The organism is Subtercola sp. RTI3 (assembly GCF_035018625.1).
Taxonomy (GTDB): Bacteria; Actinomycetota; Actinomycetes; order Actinomycetales; family Microbacteriaceae; genus Subtercola; species Subtercola vilae.
The window spans coordinates 1-16,579 of the sequence record NZ_JASJXO010000040.1; the positions used below are offsets into that span (position 1 = coordinate 1).

15 protein-coding genes are annotated in these 16,579 nt (G+C 64.7%); 7 read left to right on the forward strand and 8 right to left on the reverse strand.

The genetic code is table 11. The features are described 5' to 3' along the window. The first annotated feature begins 125 nt into the window (after positions 1–125). Together dxs and QN358_RS13745 are read left to right on the forward strand one after the other, a co-directional pair. The gene (dxs, locus tag QN358_RS13740) at positions 126–2,069 is read left to right on the forward strand and encodes a 1-deoxy-D-xylulose-5-phosphate synthase (RefSeq protein WP_136643209.1); all 1,944 of its coding nucleotides are present in this window, start codon (positions 126–128) and stop codon (positions 2,067–2,069) included. A gap of 122 nt (positions 2,070–2,191) precedes the next feature. Continuing rightward, entirely contained in the window at positions 2,192–2,704 is a 513-nt protein-coding gene (locus tag QN358_RS13745) for a hypothetical protein (protein ID WP_136643208.1), read from the forward strand. A 57-nt stretch (positions 2,705–2,761) separates the two neighbouring features. Here the strand turns inward: QN358_RS13745 and QN358_RS13750 are convergent, their stop codons facing one another. The 5 genes from QN358_RS13750 to QN358_RS13770 form a co-directional block, all read right to left on the reverse strand. Beyond that, on the reverse strand, positions 2,762–3,298 hold the full coding sequence (locus QN358_RS13750; protein ID WP_136643207.1) for a dihydrofolate reductase family protein: 537 nt from the start codon (positions 3,296–3,298) through the stop codon (positions 2,762–2,764). A 68-nt stretch (positions 3,299–3,366) separates the two neighbouring features. Beyond that, a complete protein-coding gene (locus QN358_RS13755; protein ID WP_136643206.1) occupies positions 3,367–5,502 on the reverse strand; it encodes a 3-hydroxyacyl-CoA dehydrogenase NAD-binding domain-containing protein in 2,136 nt (711 codons plus the stop codon). A gap of 20 nt (positions 5,503–5,522) precedes the next feature. Beyond that, positions 5,523–6,731, reverse strand: a complete 1,209-nt coding sequence (locus QN358_RS13760) for a thiolase family protein (RefSeq protein WP_323512723.1) — start codon at positions 6,729–6,731, stop codon at positions 5,523–5,525. Positions 6,732–6,810: 79 nt separating this feature from the next. Next, positions 6,811–8,013: an HRDC domain-containing protein gene (locus QN358_RS13765; protein ID WP_201799337.1), complete on the reverse strand. Its 1,203-nt coding sequence runs from the start codon at positions 8,011–8,013 to the stop codon at positions 6,811–6,813. Positions 8,014–8,107: 94 nt separating this feature from the next. Beyond that, on the reverse strand, positions 8,108–8,704 hold the full coding sequence (locus QN358_RS13770) for a DUF3000 domain-containing protein (protein ID WP_136643204.1): 597 nt from the start codon (positions 8,702–8,704) through the stop codon (positions 8,108–8,110). A gap of 87 nt (positions 8,705–8,791) precedes the next feature. Here QN358_RS13770 and QN358_RS13775 point away from each other — a divergent pair, with 87 nt between their 5' ends. After that, positions 8,792–9,967, forward strand: coding sequence for an alpha/beta hydrolase family protein (locus QN358_RS13775; RefSeq protein WP_323512724.1), 1,176 nt, complete (start codon positions 8,792–8,794; stop codon positions 9,965–9,967). 115 nt (positions 9,968–10,082) lie between these two features. Here the strand turns inward: QN358_RS13775 and QN358_RS13780 are convergent, their stop codons facing one another. Next, positions 10,083–10,523, reverse strand: a complete 441-nt coding sequence (locus QN358_RS13780) for a SufE family protein (RefSeq protein WP_237280486.1) — start codon at positions 10,521–10,523, stop codon at positions 10,083–10,085. A gap of 6 nt (positions 10,524–10,529) precedes the next feature. Beyond that, complete coding sequence (locus QN358_RS13785; RefSeq protein ID WP_136643202.1) at positions 10,530–11,435, reverse strand: sulfurtransferase; 906 nt, start codon at positions 11,433–11,435, stop codon at positions 10,530–10,532. Positions 11,436–11,533: 98 nt separating this feature from the next. Here QN358_RS13785 and zapE point away from each other — a divergent pair, with 98 nt between their 5' ends. Together zapE and QN358_RS13795 are read left to right on the forward strand one after the other, a co-directional pair. Continuing rightward, a complete protein-coding gene (gene zapE / locus QN358_RS13790; RefSeq protein WP_136643201.1) occupies positions 11,534–12,571 on the forward strand; it encodes a cell division protein ZapE in 1,038 nt (345 codons plus the stop codon). A 233-nt stretch (positions 12,572–12,804) separates the two neighbouring features. Beyond that, entirely contained in the window at positions 12,805–14,127 is a 1,323-nt protein-coding gene (locus tag QN358_RS13795; protein WP_136643200.1) for an ammonium transporter, read from the forward strand. Positions 14,128–14,235: 108 nt separating this feature from the next. Here QN358_RS13795 and QN358_RS13800 read toward each other — a convergent pair whose 3' ends face one another. Beyond that, positions 14,236–15,939, reverse strand: a complete 1,704-nt coding sequence (locus QN358_RS13800) for a long-chain-fatty-acid--CoA ligase (protein ID WP_136643199.1) — start codon at positions 15,937–15,939, stop codon at positions 14,236–14,238. A gap of 137 nt (positions 15,940–16,076) precedes the next feature. Between QN358_RS13800 and QN358_RS13805 the strand changes: the two genes are divergently transcribed. Both QN358_RS13805 and QN358_RS13810 read left to right on the forward strand, forming a co-directional pair. Beyond that, entirely contained in the window at positions 16,077–16,271 is a 195-nt protein-coding gene (locus QN358_RS13805; RefSeq protein ID WP_136643198.1) for a hypothetical protein, read from the forward strand. A gap of 53 nt (positions 16,272–16,324) precedes the next feature. Beyond that, positions 16,325–16,537, forward strand: coding sequence for a DUF3072 domain-containing protein (locus tag QN358_RS13810; RefSeq protein ID WP_416351996.1), 213 nt, complete (start codon positions 16,325–16,327; stop codon positions 16,535–16,537). The last annotated feature ends 42 nt before the right edge of the window (positions 16,538–16,579 follow it).

Consider the following 16,579-nt stretch of genomic DNA (forward strand, 5'->3'; position numbering starts at 1 on the left):
AGATGTGTATAAGAGACAGGGATGGGGCGAGGGGATGAGGCCGGGCATCCGGCTGGCGTCCTAGCACTAATACGCTGGGGGGCCAGCCTTCACGCAAATACGTTCTCGAAGAATAGACTCGTGCAATGACCCTTCTCGAACAGATCACAGGGCCCAGGGATCTTGACGCACTGAGCCCAGAGCAGCTGGTAGTGCTCGCGGCCGAGGTGCGTCATTTTCTCATCACAGAGGTCTCGAAGACCGGTGGCCACCTCGGCCCGAACCTCGGCGTGGTCGAGCTGACCATTGCCATCCACCGGGTGTTCGACTCACCTCGAGACGCCATCGTCTTCGACACCGGTCACCAGTCATACGTTCACAAGCTGCTCACGGGCCGTCAAGACTTCAGCCACCTGCGGGAGAGTGGCGGTCTCGCAGGCTACCCGCAGCGCTCAGAGAGCCCGCACGACGTCGTCGAGAGCTCGCACGCCTCGAGTTCGCTCAGCTGGGCCGACGGCATCTCGCGCGCCTTCGTGATGACCGGCCAGGCCGACCGACACGTCGTGGCGGTGGTGGGCGACGGGGCCCTCACCGGTGGCATGACGTGGGAAGCGCTGAACAACATCAGCGACGACAACGATCGCAACCTCGTCATCGTGGTCAACGACAACGGCCGCTCGTACGCACCGACCATCGGCGGTATGGCCCGCTACCTGAACTCGGTTCGCACGGCAGCCGGCTACCGCGACCTGCACCACTCGAGTGAGCGCCTGTTCAGCCACTTCGGTGCCGCCGGTCGCGCCATCTACCGCGGCGCCCGCGGCGGTATGCACGGGTTTCTCAGCCGCCTCACGAACAACGAAGCGCTGTACTCCAACCTCGAGATCAAGTACATCGGGCCGATCGACGGTCACGATGTACACGCTATGGAGCAGGCCCTGCACCAGGCCAAGGAGTACCACCAGCCCGTCATCGTGCACGCCATCACCGAGAAGGGCCGAGGGTACGAGCCGGCCCGGGCCGACGTGGCCGACCAGTTTCACGCCGTGGGGCAGATCGACCCTGAGACAGGCGAACCGATCGGCAGTGCATCCGGCGGCCCGTCGTGGACCAGTGTCTTCTCAGACGAGATCGCACGCCTCGCCGAGACCAACCCGAAGATCGTCGGCATCACCGCCGCGATGCTGCGGCCCACTGGCCTGCACAAGCTGGCCGAGAAGTTTCCCTCCCGCGTGCTCGATGTGGGCATCGCCGAACAGCACGCCGTCACGAGTGCCGCCGGGCTCGCGTTCGGCGGGCTGCACCCCGTCGTCGCGCTCTACGCCACCTTTGTGAACCGGGCGTTCGACCAGGTCTTGATGGATGTGGGGTTGCACCGCGCTGGCGTCACCTTCGTGCTCGACCGCGCGGGTGTGACGGGCCCCGACGGCCCCAGCCACCACGGTATGTGGGATCTGGCCATTCTGCAGGTGGTTCCGCACATCAGGTTGAGTGCGCCGCGTGACGCCGAGCGGCTGCGCGAGGTTCTCGGTGAAGCTCTTCAGGTCGACGATGCCCCGACGGTCATCCGATTTCCGAAAGGCAGCGTGGGCGGGCCCATCGATGCGGTCAGGCGGATGCCCGATGGGGTGGATGTTCTGCGCGATGCCGAACAGAAAGACGTGCTGATCGTGGCGGTCGGCTCCTTTGCCGCACTCGGACTCGATGTGGCCGAGAGACTTGCCGCGCAGGGCATCGGAGCCACGGTGATCGACCCGCGCTGGGTGGTTCCTGTTGCCCAGAGCGTCATCGACCTGGCGGCGGAACACCGCCTTGTCATCACGCTCGAAGACGGTATTCGTGTGGGCGGGGTCGGCACGCGCATTCGCCAAGACCTGCGCGCAGCCGGCGTCGACACCGCGCTCACCGAGCTCGGGCTGCCCGACGAGTTTCTCGACCATGGTTCACGCTCAGAGATTCTCGAGAAGGTGGGGCTCACGCCGCAGCACATCGCGCGTGACGTGGTGGCGCAGGTGCTGGGCAGCAGAATTCCCGTTGCACGCCCCGTTCCTGAAGACGCCGACGAGTCGGCCCAGTTCGGCTCCCGCTAGTCATACTGAACTACAAAGTGCCGTAATAACCTGTCTTTGTTCGACTCTCTATCTAATGTGGGCCCCCAAGTGCCGACCGTGACTGGCACCTAGCTGGCGCGAATATTCGAAAAGAGTTACGAATGAAGCACACCAGCCTTCTGTTTAGAGGTTCTATTGCGCTATTGATCAGCGTGTCGGCGGTGTTCTGTGCGGACGTGAGTAGTGCGAGCGCAAGTCCACAGAACTGTTCAGGGGCTGATGCCCCACCGCAATGTCACCATCTTCCCTCTGCGCCGCCGTCCGTGCTGCGATCTTCGTCGTTTGTGCCGGCAGCGGGAGTGAACTATTTCGATGTTTTCACTTTTGCGGGTGGGACGCCCGGTAGTACGCATTCCGCGTCCGGCGGTACCATCTGGCTGAGATGCTCGAACGGCTTCTCTCATGCGTTCAAGCTTCGTGCCGGCACACTCAGCGGCGCCTTCGTCTCCGACGAGTTGCGGACGGTCGATGCCGAGGCGGCGGGATCGTGCGTTTTTGAGACCACGAGCCAAATTTCTTTGGGAGTGTCCAAGAGCTATCTCAGTGAATTCTTCAAAGCAGATTCTGGATATGGCTCTCCGATTGTTCCGTCTTGGGACGTCCAGTTCGAGTAGAAGGACCGACCCGCGCCTGAGAGATGCTCGTCAACCTGGAGCCGAGGCCCGGTCATCTCAGCTGAGGCTGTACGACAGCCCCACGGCACCGCCGTCGAAGGGGGTTGTCGCCAGCAACTGCAGACGGCGCGGGTCGCCCGTGAGAGGCAGCAGGGGAGTGCCCGAGCCGAGCACGATGGGCATCACGCTGACAATCAGTTCGTCGAGCAGGCCTCGCCCGGCGAACTGCGCCGCCACGTTGCCGCCACCGACGATCCACACATTCGCACCGGCGGCGGCGGCCAGCGCACGCGTGGCGACGACCTCGGGGCTCTCGCTGGTGAAGAAGACGTTGGCGCCCTCGGCGGTGGGCAGCTCACGGGTGGTCAGCACCCAGATGGGCATATCGCCATAGGGCCAGGCCTGAAGCTCTTCGTCGACGATGAACTGGTACGTCGCAGAGCCCATAATGAGCGCACCGACGTCGGCCAGAAAGGCTTTGTAATGCGTTTCGTGGGAGTCGAAACCGAACTGCAGCAGCCAGTCCATCGTGCCGTCGGCATCGGCAATGAAGCCGTCGAGACTCGACGCAACGTAGTACTGGGTCTTGGCCATGCCTCCACACTAGGGCGCTGCACGGTGTGGAGGCATAGAGCCCACACCGTGCAGACGAAGACCGAGTGTCAGTTCACGCCCGCGATGCGGGGGTGGTGAAAGGTGTCGTTGAAGACCCGTTCGCTGGCACCCACGCGGTCGAGGTAGGGTGTCACGCCGCCCATCTGAAAAGGCCAGCCCGCCCCGAGAATGACGCAGAGGTCGATGTCTTCGGCGGCGTGCACCACGTCGTCGTCGAGCATGCGATGAATCTCGTCAGCCAGGCCGTCTTCGACGCGGCGGAGGATCTGTTCGCCGGTCATGGGCTCTGTTCCGCCGGCGACGATGGCGACCGCCTGCTTGTCGAAGCCCTTGATCTTGCCCTTGGCGTCGCGCTCGAAGATCTTGCCGTGGTCGGCCAACTTATGCAGATTGGCGCTCTCGAAGAACCGGTCGGGGAAAGCCGCGTGGTGCGTGTCGAGAACGTGGGCGCCCACTTTCAGCCCCACCAGTTCGAGCAGTTCGAACGAGGTCATGGGCAGCCCGAATGGTGCAAGGGCGGTGTTCACGACCTCGAACGAAGTGCCGGTGTCGACGGCATGCATTGCCTCACCGAGCAGCTTTGCGAGAATGCGATTCACCACGAACCCAGGGGTGTCCCGCGTGATGACAGCGTTCTTGCGCAGCTTGGCGGCGGTCACCATGGCAGTCGAGAGCGTGGCCTCGTCGGTCAGCGGTGTGTTGACCACTTCAATGAGGGGCATGACGGCCACCGGGTTGAAGAAGTGGAAACCCACTACCCGCTCGGGGTGCTTCAGCTTCGAGGCGATGGCTTCGACTGACAGCGACGAGGTGTTGGTGGCCAGAACAGCGGTTTCGGAGATGTACTGCTCGATGTCGGCGAAGACGTCTTGCTTCACACCGAGCTCTTCGAAGACGGCCTCAATGACCCAGTCTGCATCGGCGAAGTCGGCCTTGTTCGTGGTGCCGGAAATGAGCGCGTTGAGGCGATTCGACTCGTCGGGGGAGATGCGGCCCTTCGCGAGCAGGCCGGCAATCTCGCCTCTGATATAGCCGAGGCCCTTGTCGACCCGAGCCTGGTCGAGGTCAGTGATGACGACCGGCACCTGCAGACGGCGCACGAAGAGCAGAGCGAACTGGCTGGCCATGAGGCCGGCACCGATGACGCCGACCTTGCCGACCTTCTTCGCCAGTGCCTTGTCGGGCGCGCCGGCCGGGCGCTTGGCCCGCTTCTGCACGAGATTGAAGGCATAGATGCTCGCGCGAAACTGGTCGCCAGCCACGAGGTCGGCCAGCGCTTCGTCTTCGCGCGCGAACCCCTCTTCTTTCGTTCCCGACTTGGCGGCCTTCAGCAGGTCGAGTGCTGCGTAGGGTGACTTCGCCACGGTGCCGATACGACCTTCGAGCATCTTGCGCGCGATGCCGACGGCCGCGTCCCACTTGACCAGGCGTTCCACCTTGCCGGGTGCGTTCGAGCGTTTGACGGTGACAGCACCGGTTAGGACGCCGTCAGCCCAGCGCAGGGAATCTTCGAGAAAGTTGGCCGACGAGAACATGGCGTCGGCCATGCCCAGCTCGAGAACATCTTTACCCTTCAGGGTGCGGTTGTTCTTCAGCGGGTTCTCGATGATCACTTTGAGGGCATTCTCGATGCCGATGAGGTTCGGCAGCAGGTAGGCGCCTCCCCAGCCCGGGATGATGCCGAGAAAGACCTCGGGTAGGCCCAGTGCCGCGATGCCGGCGTCGACAGTGCGGTAGTCGCCATTCAGACCGATCTCCACGCCACCGCCGAGGGCGAGGCCGTTGATGAAGGTAAACGAAGGCACGCCCACCTCGCCGAGCTTCGCCAGCGCGAAGTGGCCCAACTGCGCCATCTGCTTGGCCATCGCCCGCGAGGTGACGTCGCCCACCTTGCTGAGGTCTGCGCCGGCAGCGAGGATGAACGGCTTGCCCGTCACCGCCACGGCATCGATCTCGCCCGCGGCCGCGCGCTGCTTCAGGCCGTCGAGTGCCTGCCCGTACTCGACCAGGCTGACCGGGCCGAGCGTGCTCGGCCGGGTGTGGTCGCGGCCGTTGTCGAGGGTGAGGAGGGCGAGTGTCTTACCGCTCGCGAGCGGAATATCACGCACGTATGAGTGCGTCACGACCTCGTCGACCGAGAATGCGATGAGCTCTGAGAAATCAACTTCAGCGTAGTTCGTCATAGCAGTATGTCAGTCGGCGCTCAGCGCGACTTCTTCGCCTTTCGGTCGTAGTTCGGGTTCTCCCAGATGACGCTGCCGCCCTGGCCGAGGCCGACGCACATGGCGGTGAGACCGTACTGAACCTCGGGGTGTTCAGAGAACTGCCGGGCAAGCTGGTTCATCAGGCGAACGCCCGACGACGCCAGCGGGTGGCCGAGCGCGATGGCCCCGCCGTACTCGTTCACACGCGGGTCGTCGTCGTCGATGCCGAAGTGGTCGAGAAACGACAGCACCTGAACGGCGAAGGCTTCGTTGAGCTCGAACAGCCCGATGTCGGTGATCGACAGGCCGGCCTTCTTCAGGGCCTTCTCGGTGGAGGGCACGGGGCCGATGCCCATGATCTCGGGTGCTACGCCGGCGAACGCGAAGCTCACCATGCGCATCTTGGCCGTGAGGCCCAGCTCTTTCACGACCGAGCCGCTGGCCAGAATGGCCGCCGTGGCGCCGTCATTCAGCCCTGACGAGTTGCCGGCGGTGACCCGGCCGTGCGGGCGGAACGGCGTGCGCAGGTTCGCGAGGCCCTCCATGGTGGTCTCGGGGCGGGGCGCCTCGTCGGCCGTGGCGAGGCCCCAGCCGCTCTCGCTGCGAATGGCAACAGGAATGAGGTCGGGCTGAATCTTGTTGGCCGCGTACGCCGCCGCGACCTTCTGCTGCGAGCGGAGTGCGTAGTGGTCTGCGCGCTCTTTGGTGAGCTGCGGAAAACGGTCATGGATGCGTTCGGCCGTCGACCCCATGTTCAGAGCCTCTTCGCCCACCAGCCGCTCAGAGAGAAAACGCGGGTTGGGGTCGGCCCCGAAGCCCATCGGGTGCCGACCCATGTGCTCGACACCACCGGCGATGACGATGTCGTAGGCGCCGAAACCGATACCGCTGCCCGTCGTCGTGACGCTCGTCATCGCACCCGCACACATGCGGTCGATGGCGAACCCGGGCACCGACTGGGGGAGCCCCGCGAGCAGCGCTGCCGTGCGGCCGAGGGTCAGGCCCTGGTCGCCCTGCTGCGTGGTCGCGGCGATGGCGACCTCGTCGATACGGTCGTGCGGCACGTTGGGGTTGCGCTCGAGCAGGCCGAGCATGGCTTTCACTACCAGGTCGTCAGCCCGGGTGTTCCAGTACATTCCTTTTTCGCCTGCACGCCCGAAGGGGGTGCGAACTCCGTCAACAAAAACGACTTCAGATATTGCGGCCACTATGCCTCATGCCTCCCGGAATAAGAATCGTTCCGATCTTATGCGGGGCCTTTTCGACCCCGTAATCGATTGCCCTTTTCTACGATTCAGTGTCGACGTCGTCGGCGACGTGTTGTGGAGCGTCTACAAAGGCTTGCGCAATTGACTGTGCGGTTAGCTCAACCTGCCACGGCCGCGCGCCGGCCACGGTCAACGACGTGGCAACGCTCTCGGCGCTCACGACGACCGGCGGGCTCCAGGCGAGCCGACGCAGCAGTTCGGGCGTGAGCAGGTTCTCGAGCGGAATGCGGTGCTCTTCACCGAGCGCGAGCAGGGCTTGGCGCGCGGCCTTCAGCCGGGCATCCGCCTCGGGGTTACGGTCTGACCAGCTGCGCGGGGGCGGGAGGGTGTCAGCAGAACGCGTGGTGACGGGCGGGGTGGTGGATGCCCGCCCCACCTCGATGGCGTTCCACCAGCGGTCGAGCTCCGAGCGTGACGCCCGGCCCGTGAACTCACGCATAGCGGCAAGATCGCGTTTCGACTCTGGCAGCGCGCGTGCGGCCGCCATCAGCGAGAGGTCGGGCACGAGGCGCCCCGGTGCGACGTCGGTCGACCGTGCTAGCTCATCGCGCGCGAGCCACAGTTCTCGAGCCGCGGCCAGGTTCTTGGCTCCGCGGAGCGCGCTGACCCCCGAGAGCCGGCGCCACGGGTCGGCCAGGGGAGGCTTGGCTTCTTTGTCGAGGGTGGCCTGAAACTCCTGGCGCGCGATCTCGGTCTTTCCCTGCTCGGTGAGCAGTTCGACCATCGCGTCACGAAGGTCGATGAGAAGCTCGACGTCGAGTGCAGCGTACGTCAGCCACGAAGCGGGCAGCGGCCTCGTCGACCAGTCGGCCGCCGAGTGCTCTTTTGCCAGGTGGATGCCCAGCAACTCTTCGACCACGGTGCCGAGCCCCACCCGCGGCAGTCCGAGCAGGCGTGCGGCCAGTTCGGTGTCGAAGATGACGGTGGGCGCGAGGTCGACCTCGCGGAGGCATGCCAGGTCTTGGCTCGCCGCGTGCAACACCCACTCGTGACGGGAGATGAGCTCTGACAGCTCGGCGAACGAGCCGATGGGCGGCGGGTCGAACAGAAAAGTGCCGGCACCTCGCCGGTACAGCTGAATCAGGTAGGCGCGCTGTGAGTACTTGAAACCCGACGCGCGTTCGGCGTCGATCGCGATGGGGCCGGTACCGGCGGCAATGAGCTCGACCGCAGCGAGGTAGCCCTCGCGCGTGTCGATGACGTCATAGGGCGTCGTCGGCAGAACAGGAGTTCTCAGCGCGTCTGTCACCAGCGCGTCTGTGACCAACGCGTCGTGCACGAGCGGGTCTGTCGCGAGCGGGTCTGTCTGCTGCGGGTCACTCACGCGCTGCGCGCCTTGCCGCCAGCAGGCTCACGCCGTCTGCCACCGGGGGCAGGCCGGCGAGCATGCAGAGCAGCTCTCCCCAACCTTCGACATGGGTCTTCACATCTGCGTCCTTCGGAGTCCATGACGCGCGCAGTTCGATCTGGGCGCCGTCACCCTGCTTGGCGAGTTCGCCGAAGCCTGATGACAGTATTTTAGTTGCTGTACCCGAAGCATGCGAGTACTTCGCGCCCTTGGTGTCGAGCGCATCGATGAGCCACGACCACGTGACATCGGCGAGAAAGGGGTCGAGCCCGATCTCGGTTTCGAGGGGGGCCTGAACGAAGCACACTACGCGAAAGGCCCCACCCCACGCCTCGGGCTCATCAGGGTCGTGCAGCAGAATGAAGCGGCCCGTGCCGAGGTCTGAGTCTGACCCATGCCGTAGCGGCGTCACATCGGCCGACAGGGCGATGGAGTACGGCGCGAGGTTGGGGGGCGAGGCGATCTCGTTCACGACGAGCTCTGGCCGGGTGGCTGCGGTGCGCAGTGATTCGAGGGCCGCCGCGAATGCGGGGGGCACCGCGGGGCTGAAGGGGGAATCGGACACGTCGTCAGACTAGAGTTTTTTTGAGTGTCTGCTGGGAAGGCACGCCGTTTGTACGGTGTGTGACGAGCTGTCTGCAAAGGTGTGTGCATGAAAAACGATCGAGAGCCCGTTGTGAAGGGCCGACCCTCTGCGGTGGCCCCCTGGTTGGTGGCCGCCATTGCGGCAGGCACCCTCGCAACAGCAGTTGCGGCCTCGGCCGCTTTCGTCACCGCGAAGTTCTCTCGTTCGGTCGTCATTCCCACCGATTCGGCCACCGAGAACCTGCGCATCCACGGGGTCGATGAGGCGAACGGCACCATCACGCTCGGCGTCTCGGCCGACTCCCTGGTCGCCGGTCGGTACAGTCTCTGGTTCGCCGGGGGCACCGGCCACGCTCGCATCGGCGACATCGTCTCGGTCGAGGCGGGCCGGGTCACCCGCAGCCTCGAGGCCGTCGATTTCGGTGAGCTTTCGGATGCCCGTTGGTGCCGCCTCGGCAGTTGGTACTTTCTCGACCCCCGCGAGCTCGGGTTCTCCGTGACAGACGTCGCGGTCGAAACGGAGCTCGGCCCGGCTCCCGCCTGGCTCATCACCGAGCCGAGCGCCGCCGCTGTTCCCGCCGCCGCTGCTGCCCCCGCTGTTCCGATCGCGACCAGCGACCGCTGGATGATCGCCGTGCACGGCAGAGGTGTCAGCCGCGCCGAGACCATTCGCGCACTGCCCCTGTTTCACGAACTCGGCTACACCACTCTGCAGATCTCGTACCGCAATGACGGCGATGCGCCTCGCAGTTCTGACGGGCGTTACGCCCTCGGTGACACCGAGTGGCACGACGTCGATTCGGCCATGAAGTACGCCATCGAGCACGGCGCGAAGCAGCTCGTTCTGATGGGCTGGTCGATGGGCGGTGCCACCGTTCTGCAGGCAGCCACCCGGTCGATCAACGCCTCGTACATCAGGGCCGTCGTACTCGATTCACCCGTAGTCGCCTGGAGTGACACCATTGTCTTCCAGGGCCACCTCAACCACCTGCCCGAGCCCATCTCGAAGGGCGTCATGGCCACGATCGGCAGCACGATGGGGCGGGCCGTCACCGGTCAATCACAGCCGATCAACTTCAAGCGGCTCGACTTCGTGGCTCGGGCCTCTGAGATCGCCTTCCCTGTGCTCATTCTGCACAGCGACGACGACGGGTTCGTGCCGTCGACAGCGTCGCGTCGGCTCGCCCACGCGCGGCCCGACCTCGTGACGCTGGTTACACGAGTTCTATTCGCGACTGGCTGAGCGCGCGGGGGTTGGTGGGCTGAGGGGCGGCGGCCGGCTGTTACCGGCCGAACAGTACCGGCCAATACCAGCCAATACCAGCCAGTACCAGCCGAACAGTACCGGCCGCGCAGCCTCAGCCGTGCATCCGTTCGCGCACCTGGCGTTTGGTGCGGCCGAGCATCGCCGACATGCCGCGCAGTCGTAGCGGAGAGACGGCCTGTGAGAGCCCGAGCATCTGGGGGAAGTCGTCGGGCACGGCCAGTACCTCGTCGGCAGTGAGACCACCGAGGCCCTGCGCCAGAATCGACGCGAACCCGCGGGTGGTCGGCGACTCGGCGGGGGCCGTTGCGAACAGCTGAACCACGTTGTCATCGCCGACCTCGACGAAGATGAAGACCGGAGACTGGCATTCGACGACGCGTTCGAAGAGGTCAGGATGCTCGGCATAGCGCGGGGGCAGTTCGGGTAGCTCGTTCGAGAACTCGAGCAGCAGTTGCAGCCGCTCTTTCATCGTGAGCGCCAGAAAGTCGTCACGAATCTCGGCGAGGGCGGGCTGCAGCTCGGTGTCGGTCACGAACGGCTACTTCGAGACGTGCTCGCCGCGGGCCGAGCCCTGAACGATGGGAACACGCACGGCAGAACCCCACTCGGTCCACGAACCGTCGTAGTTGCGAACGCCCTCGAAGCCGAGCAGGTGGGTGAGCACGAACCAGGTGTGGCTCGAGCGCTCACCGATGCGGCAGTACGCGATGACGTCGTCGCCGTCGTTCAGGCCGAGGCCCTCACGGTAGATGTCATTCAGGTCGGCCAGTGGCTTGAAGGTTCCGTCGTCGGCGGCCGCCTTCGCCCAGGGCACGTTGTGCGCGGTCGGAATGTGCCCGGCACGCAGCGCACCCTCTTCGGGGTAGGCGGGCGCGGTGGTGCGTTCGCCGCTGAACTCTTCTGGCGAGCGAACGTCGACGAGAACACCCTGTCGCTCGAGGTGTTCGAGCACGTCGTCTTTGAAGGCGCGGATGGCCACGTCGCTGCGCTCGACGATGGGGTACTCCACCGGCGTCACGTCGGTCTCGTCGGTGGTCACCGGGCGGCCCTCGGCGATCCACTTGCCGCGGCCGCCGTCGAGCAGACGCACGTCTTCGTGGCCGAACAGGGTGAACACCCACAGCGTGTAGGCGGCCCACCAGTTGCTCTTGTCGCCGTAGATGACCACGGTGGAGTTGCGGTCGATGCCCTTCGAGCCCACCAGCGTGGCGAACTCTTCGCCGAAGATGTAGTCGCGGGTCACCGGGTCGTTGAGGTCGGTGTGCCAGTCGATCTTCACCGAACCACTGATGTGCCCTGTCTCGTAGAGCAGAACGTCTTCGTCAGATTCCACAACCACCAGGTCGGTGTCGCCGAGGTGTTCTGCCAACCATTCGGTACTCACGAGGCGGTCGGGATGCGCGTATTCGGCGAACTTGGGTGAGGTGTCGGTTTCGACAGCCATTGTTACCTCCAGTTGTGGCCGTACGGCCGGTGGTGCACGGTGCTTCACAGATTTCAAGGTGGTTCAGGGTGCGTGGAATTGCGCTTTAATTGCCAGTGATGACAACCGACAGCGGTAGTACAACTATTCCATTGCACCTGACCGATCTGCGCCCCACTCTGACGGGAGCCGAGATGGCGGCCGTGCTGGTGCCACCGCGCCAGTTTGACACGGCCTCGTTCGACTCGTACCGGCCCGACCCCGATCACGCGTCACAAGCCGAAACACTGCAGAAGGTGCGAGACTTCGCCGGTTCGTTCGCTCCAGCGAAGCCGGCCGGTTTCTTCAGTCGCAAGCCCAGGGCATCCGACTCCAAACCGGGCATCTACCTCGACGGAGGGTTCGGCGTGGGCAAGACCCATCTGCTGGCGGCGCTCTGGCACGCGGCACCCGCACCCAAGTTCTTCGGCACCTTCATAGAGTTCACCGCCCTCGTTGGAGCGCTCGGCTATGCCGACACCGTCAAACTGCTCACGGGCGCAAAGCTCATCGCCATCGACGAGTTCGAGCTCGACGACCCGGGCGACACCATGATGATGACCCGGCTGCTGGCCGACCTCGTGGCCACCGGCACCCGGCTCGCTGCCACATCGAACACCCCGCCGAACGCTCTTGGCGAGGGCCGATTCGCCGCTCAAGACTTTCTGCGCGAGATTCAGGCGCTCTCGGGGCGCTTCGACATCATTCGCATCGACGGGCTCGACTACCGCCGTCGCAACATCGAAGGGCACGCGAAGTCGCTGTCACCCGCGGAACTCGACGAAAAGCTCGGGCGGCTCGAGAGCGACGGGTCGCGGTTCACCGTCGACGCGTTCGACGACCTTGTACAGTTTCTCGGTTCACTGCACCCGTCGAAGTACGTGAAACTCCTCGACGGCGTCGACGCCTTGGTGCTCACCGACGTCAGCGAGCTGAAGAACCAGACCGATGCGCTCCGCCTGGTGGCGTTCATCGACCGCGTGTACGACGCCCAGCTGCCCGTCTACGCTTCGGGTCTCGCCCTCGACGAGGTGTTCGCCGGTGACATGATGAACGGCGGCTATCGCAAGAAATACCTGCGCGCCGCCTCCCGGTTGATCGCCTCCACGCAGAAATAACACACCACTCCCACCTCCCAAAATGGGGGGTGGTTCTTTCGATGGAACTGCCGGTTTTCAGAAACACAGTTGTTACAAATCGGCCTGTCGCGTTACCTGCTCGAAACATGGATTCACCTCAGCCGAAACCTCGAACCACGAAGCTATTGGCGTAGCCGAGGCAACAGGCCCGAACCGTGGGCGCACTGGGCAACGGCGCATTGACTCAGTTCTGAGAGAGGTATTAGGTTCACATGATCACAGCGGACCCGACAATCGGTGATTTGACCACCACCGTCAACGCTTTATGGTTGCTCGTTGCAGCAGCCCTCGTACTCATCATGACCCCGGGAGTTGCCTTCTTCTACGGTGGCATGGTCAAGGCCCGCAGCGTCGTCAGCATGATGATGATGAGCTTTGGCGCCATGGGCCTCGTTGGGGTTCTGTGGGTCATCTACGGTTACGGCTTGGCCTTCGGCACAGTGGCGGGCAACACCTCGAACGACCTGATCCCCGGCGTTCTTGGCAACCCGAGCGGCCAGTTCCTGCTGGGCGACCTTGTGGGTGCGCCCGACGGCTCGGGTGCGAACCTGTACGGGCTGGCGTTCGCGGGCTTCCAGGCCACTTTCGCAATCATCACCGTCGCTCTGATCTCGGGCGCCATCGCCGACCGCGCGAAGTTCGGCTCCTGGATGCTCTTCGCCTTCCTCTGGGTGACCATCGTGTACTTCCCGGTCGCTCACTGGGTGTTCAACTTCACCGCTGACCCGACCACGGGTGCGGCAACCGACGGTGGGTGGATCGTCTTCAACATGGGCGTCAACGACTTCGCCGGTGGTACTGCGGTGCACATCAACGCCGGTGCCGCGGGCCTCGCGCTCGCTCTCGTACTCGGTAAGCGCATCGGTTTTCAGAAGGGCATCCAGAAGCCGCACAACGTGCCGCTGACCCTGCTCGGCGCCGCTCTGCTGTGGTTCGGCTGGTTCGGCTTCAACGCCGGTTCTGCAGCAGCTGTCAATGGAACGGCCGCCATCGCATGGATCAATACGCTCGCCGCTCCCGCCGCGGCCATCCTCGGTTGGCTCATCGTCGAGAAGTTCAAAGACGGTAAGCCGACATCGATCGGTGCGGCATCCGGCGCCGTCGCCGGCCTCGTGGCCATCACCCCGGCCTGTAACATCCTCACGCCCGGCTGGGGCATGGTTCTCGGTGCCGTCACCGGCGCGATCTGCTGCCTCGCCATCGAGCTGAAGTTCAAGCTCGGCTTCGATGACTCGCTCGACGTCGTGGGTATTCACCTCGTCGGCGGAATCATCGGAACGCTCTACATCGGTATCTTCGGTACCGGCATCGGCCTGATCGACCGCATCGGCAACGGTGACTCGAACCCGCTCAGCCAGCTCGGCGCGCAGGCGGTCGGTGCCGGTTCGGTACTCGTGTTCTCGTTCGTCATTGCCTGGCTGCTCGGTACGGCCATTCAGAAGACCATCGGGTTCCGCATCAGCACCGAAGACGAAGTCGCCGGTGTCGACACCGTGGTTCATGGCGAAGAGAGCTACGTGCTCGACCCCGCATAACCACTGCCTCACCTGCACCACAGCCAGAGCCGGGCGTTCCTCATCGCGAGGGGCGCCCGGTTCTGTCTGTGTCAGTAGCTACTCGTACAGTAGCTCCTCCTGCGCCAGCTACTCGTGCAGCAGCTTCTCGCGCACCTGCCGGCGGAGAACCTTGCCGATGAGCGACGTGGGCAGCTCATCGAGCACCACCACGCGCTTGGGAACCTTGTACGCGGTGAGGTGCTCGCGACTGAAGTCGCGGATGGCCTTCTCGTCGAGCGACGCCCCCGGGTTCAGAACGACAGCGGCCACGACGTCTTCTCCGCCGCCACTGCCCGGCAGACCCACGACCGCCACGTCTTTCACCGACCGGTGCTGACGCACGGCGTCTTCGACCTCAGAGGGCGACACGTTGAACCCGCCCGTGATGATGAGTTCTTTGATGCGGTCGACGACACTCACGAAGCCGTCGGCGTCGATCGACACGATGTCTCCGGTGCGAAACCAGCCGCCCTCGATCAGCACTTCGCGTGACTGGTCGGGTTTCTGCCAGTAGCCTGCGAACACCTGCGGGCCGCGGATGAGCAGCTCGCCGGCCTCACCGACGGCCCGGTCGTTCGAAGTGTTCTCGGGGTCGACGATGCGAATCTCGGTATTCGGAAACGGCACGCCGATGGTGCCGGGCCGGCGGCTCGGCCCGACCGGATTCGCCAGGGCGACGGGCGAGGTCTCGGTGAGGCCGTAGCCCTCGACCAGCAGGCCTCCCGTGACGCTCTCCCAGAGCTCGACCGTGGCCACCGGCAGGTTCATCGCCCCCGAGATGGCGAACCGGATGCCCGACAGATCGACCCCGCGCTCGTGAGCCCCCGCGGCGAGCCGCTGGTAGATCGGCGGTACGGCCGGCAAAAAGGTGGGCGGATGCTTCTTCGCCGCCTGCAGCACCAGGTCGACGTCGAACCGCGGCAGCAGCACCAGCCGTGCCCCGGCGCTCATCGAGAAGGTGAGGCAGAGCGTGAGCCCGTACGCGTGGAACATGGGCAGCACCCCGTAGACGACCTCGGTGCCCTCGGTGAGCTGCGGCAGCCAGGCTCGCCCCTGCAGCGCATTGACGTGCAGGTTGAGGTGGGTCAGCATGGCGCCCTTGGGGGTTCCCGTGGTGCCGCTCGTGTACTGCAGCAGAGCGATGTCAGAGACGGCGGGGCGCGGGCGCGACTGCTTGATGCGGCGGTTCTCGAGCAGGGTGTGCCAGGGGATGGTGCCGCGCACGGGGGCGTGCAGGGCGGCCCGGGCATCCCGCGCCTTCTTCACCGGCAGGCGAAGAGCAAGGCGGGTGTGCAGCGGCATGGCCTCGGTGAGGTCGACCGAGATGAGGTGCTTCACGGCCAGGTCGGCTGGCATCTTCTGCACGGTGTCGCAGACCTTGTCCCAGGCGATGACCACGGCGGCTCCGTGGTCTTCGAACTGGTGCCGCAGTTCTCGCGGCGTGTAGAGCGGGTTGTGTTCGATGACGATGGCCCCGAGTCGGAGCACCGCGTAGAACGCGACGATGTGCTGGGGGCAGTTCGGCAGCACGAGGGCGACGCGGTCACCGTGCTCGACGCCGAGCTTTCTGAGGCCCTCTGCGGCGCGTTCGATCTGCTCGCCGAGCTCGCGGTAGGTGGTCTCGGCACCGAAGAATTCGAGGGCGACCTTCGGGCCGTACTTCTTCACACTCGCCTCGATGAGGTCGACCAGCGACCCCGTGGGCAGCTCGATGTCGCTCGGCACCCCCTCGGCATAACTCGAGAGCCAGGGCCGGTTCTTCGCGGGTGTTGACGGGGTGCTGACGCTCATCTGCAGTATGCCTCTCTTGGCCTCGTTGCCGACTTTCAGTATGCCTTAGCACGATCTGAGAAAACCCACCATGACCTTTACGACCCTTTGCCAAGGTCTTTAGGGTTGAAGAACCGATAAACCCGAAGGAGTACATCATGGGCCTGCTAGACAACGCTAAAGAAGCCGCAGAAGCAACCGGCGAGAAGATCAGCCGCACTGTCGACGACACTAAGGGCCGTCTTTCAGACAAGGCTGACGAGGCCAAGGCCAACGCCGATGTGAAGGCTGCGGAGAAGAACCGTGACGCGACAGAGGCGAAGAACGACTACAAAGAGAGCCTTCGCGATTGAGCGACGCGCCAGAGACCGACCCGGAGTCGAACTCCGAACTCGAGGGTGAGACCCTGGGCGGTGCTCGCCCCGACCCGTCGACCGACGCCAGCAAAGACCCGGCCGACTGGGTGACAGGCGATGAGCCGATGACAGGCCCCCAACGCAGCTACCTCGACACCCTTGCGCGAGAGGCGGGCGAGACTCTTCCGGCCGACCTCACGAAGGCCGAGGCGTCAGAGCACATCGATCGTCTGCAACAGAAGACCGGGCGCGGTACGAGCTGAGCCAGTGTGCTGGGCACTGCTGTGTCGCGGGTGACTGCGCGC

Excerpts from the sequence above, each read along its gene's own strand:
- QN358_RS13745 (WP_136643208.1), top strand. The coding sequence starts at position 2,192 with ATGAAGCACACCAGCCTTCTGTTTAGAGGTTCTATTGCGCTATTGATC.
- QN358_RS13785 (WP_136643202.1), bottom strand. The coding sequence starts at position 11,435 with ATGGCTGTCGAAACCGACACCTCACCCAAGTTCGCCGAATACGCGCAT.
- QN358_RS13795 (WP_136643200.1), top strand. The coding sequence starts at position 12,805 with ATGATCACAGCGGACCCGACAATCGGTGATTTGACCACCACCGTCAAC.
- zapE (WP_136643201.1), top strand. The coding sequence starts at position 11,534 with ATGACAACCGACAGCGGTAGTACAACTATTCCATTGCACCTGACCGAT.
- QN358_RS13805 (WP_136643198.1), top strand. The coding sequence starts at position 16,077 with ATGGGCCTGCTAGACAACGCTAAAGAAGCCGCAGAAGCAACCGGCGAG.
- dxs (WP_136643209.1), top strand. The coding sequence starts at position 126 with ATGACCCTTCTCGAACAGATCACAGGGCCCAGGGATCTTGACGCACTG.
- QN358_RS13775 (WP_323512724.1), top strand. The coding sequence starts at position 8,792 with ATGAAAAACGATCGAGAGCCCGTTGTGAAGGGCCGACCCTCTGCGGTG.
- QN358_RS13755 (WP_136643206.1), bottom strand. The coding sequence starts at position 5,502 with ATGACGAACTACGCTGAAGTTGATTTCTCAGAGCTCATCGCATTCTCG.
- QN358_RS13750 (WP_136643207.1), bottom strand. The coding sequence starts at position 3,298 with ATGGCCAAGACCCAGTACTACGTTGCGTCGAGTCTCGACGGCTTCATT.
- QN358_RS13800 (WP_136643199.1), bottom strand. The coding sequence starts at position 15,939 with ATGAGCGTCAGCACCCCGTCAACACCCGCGAAGAACCGGCCCTGGCTC.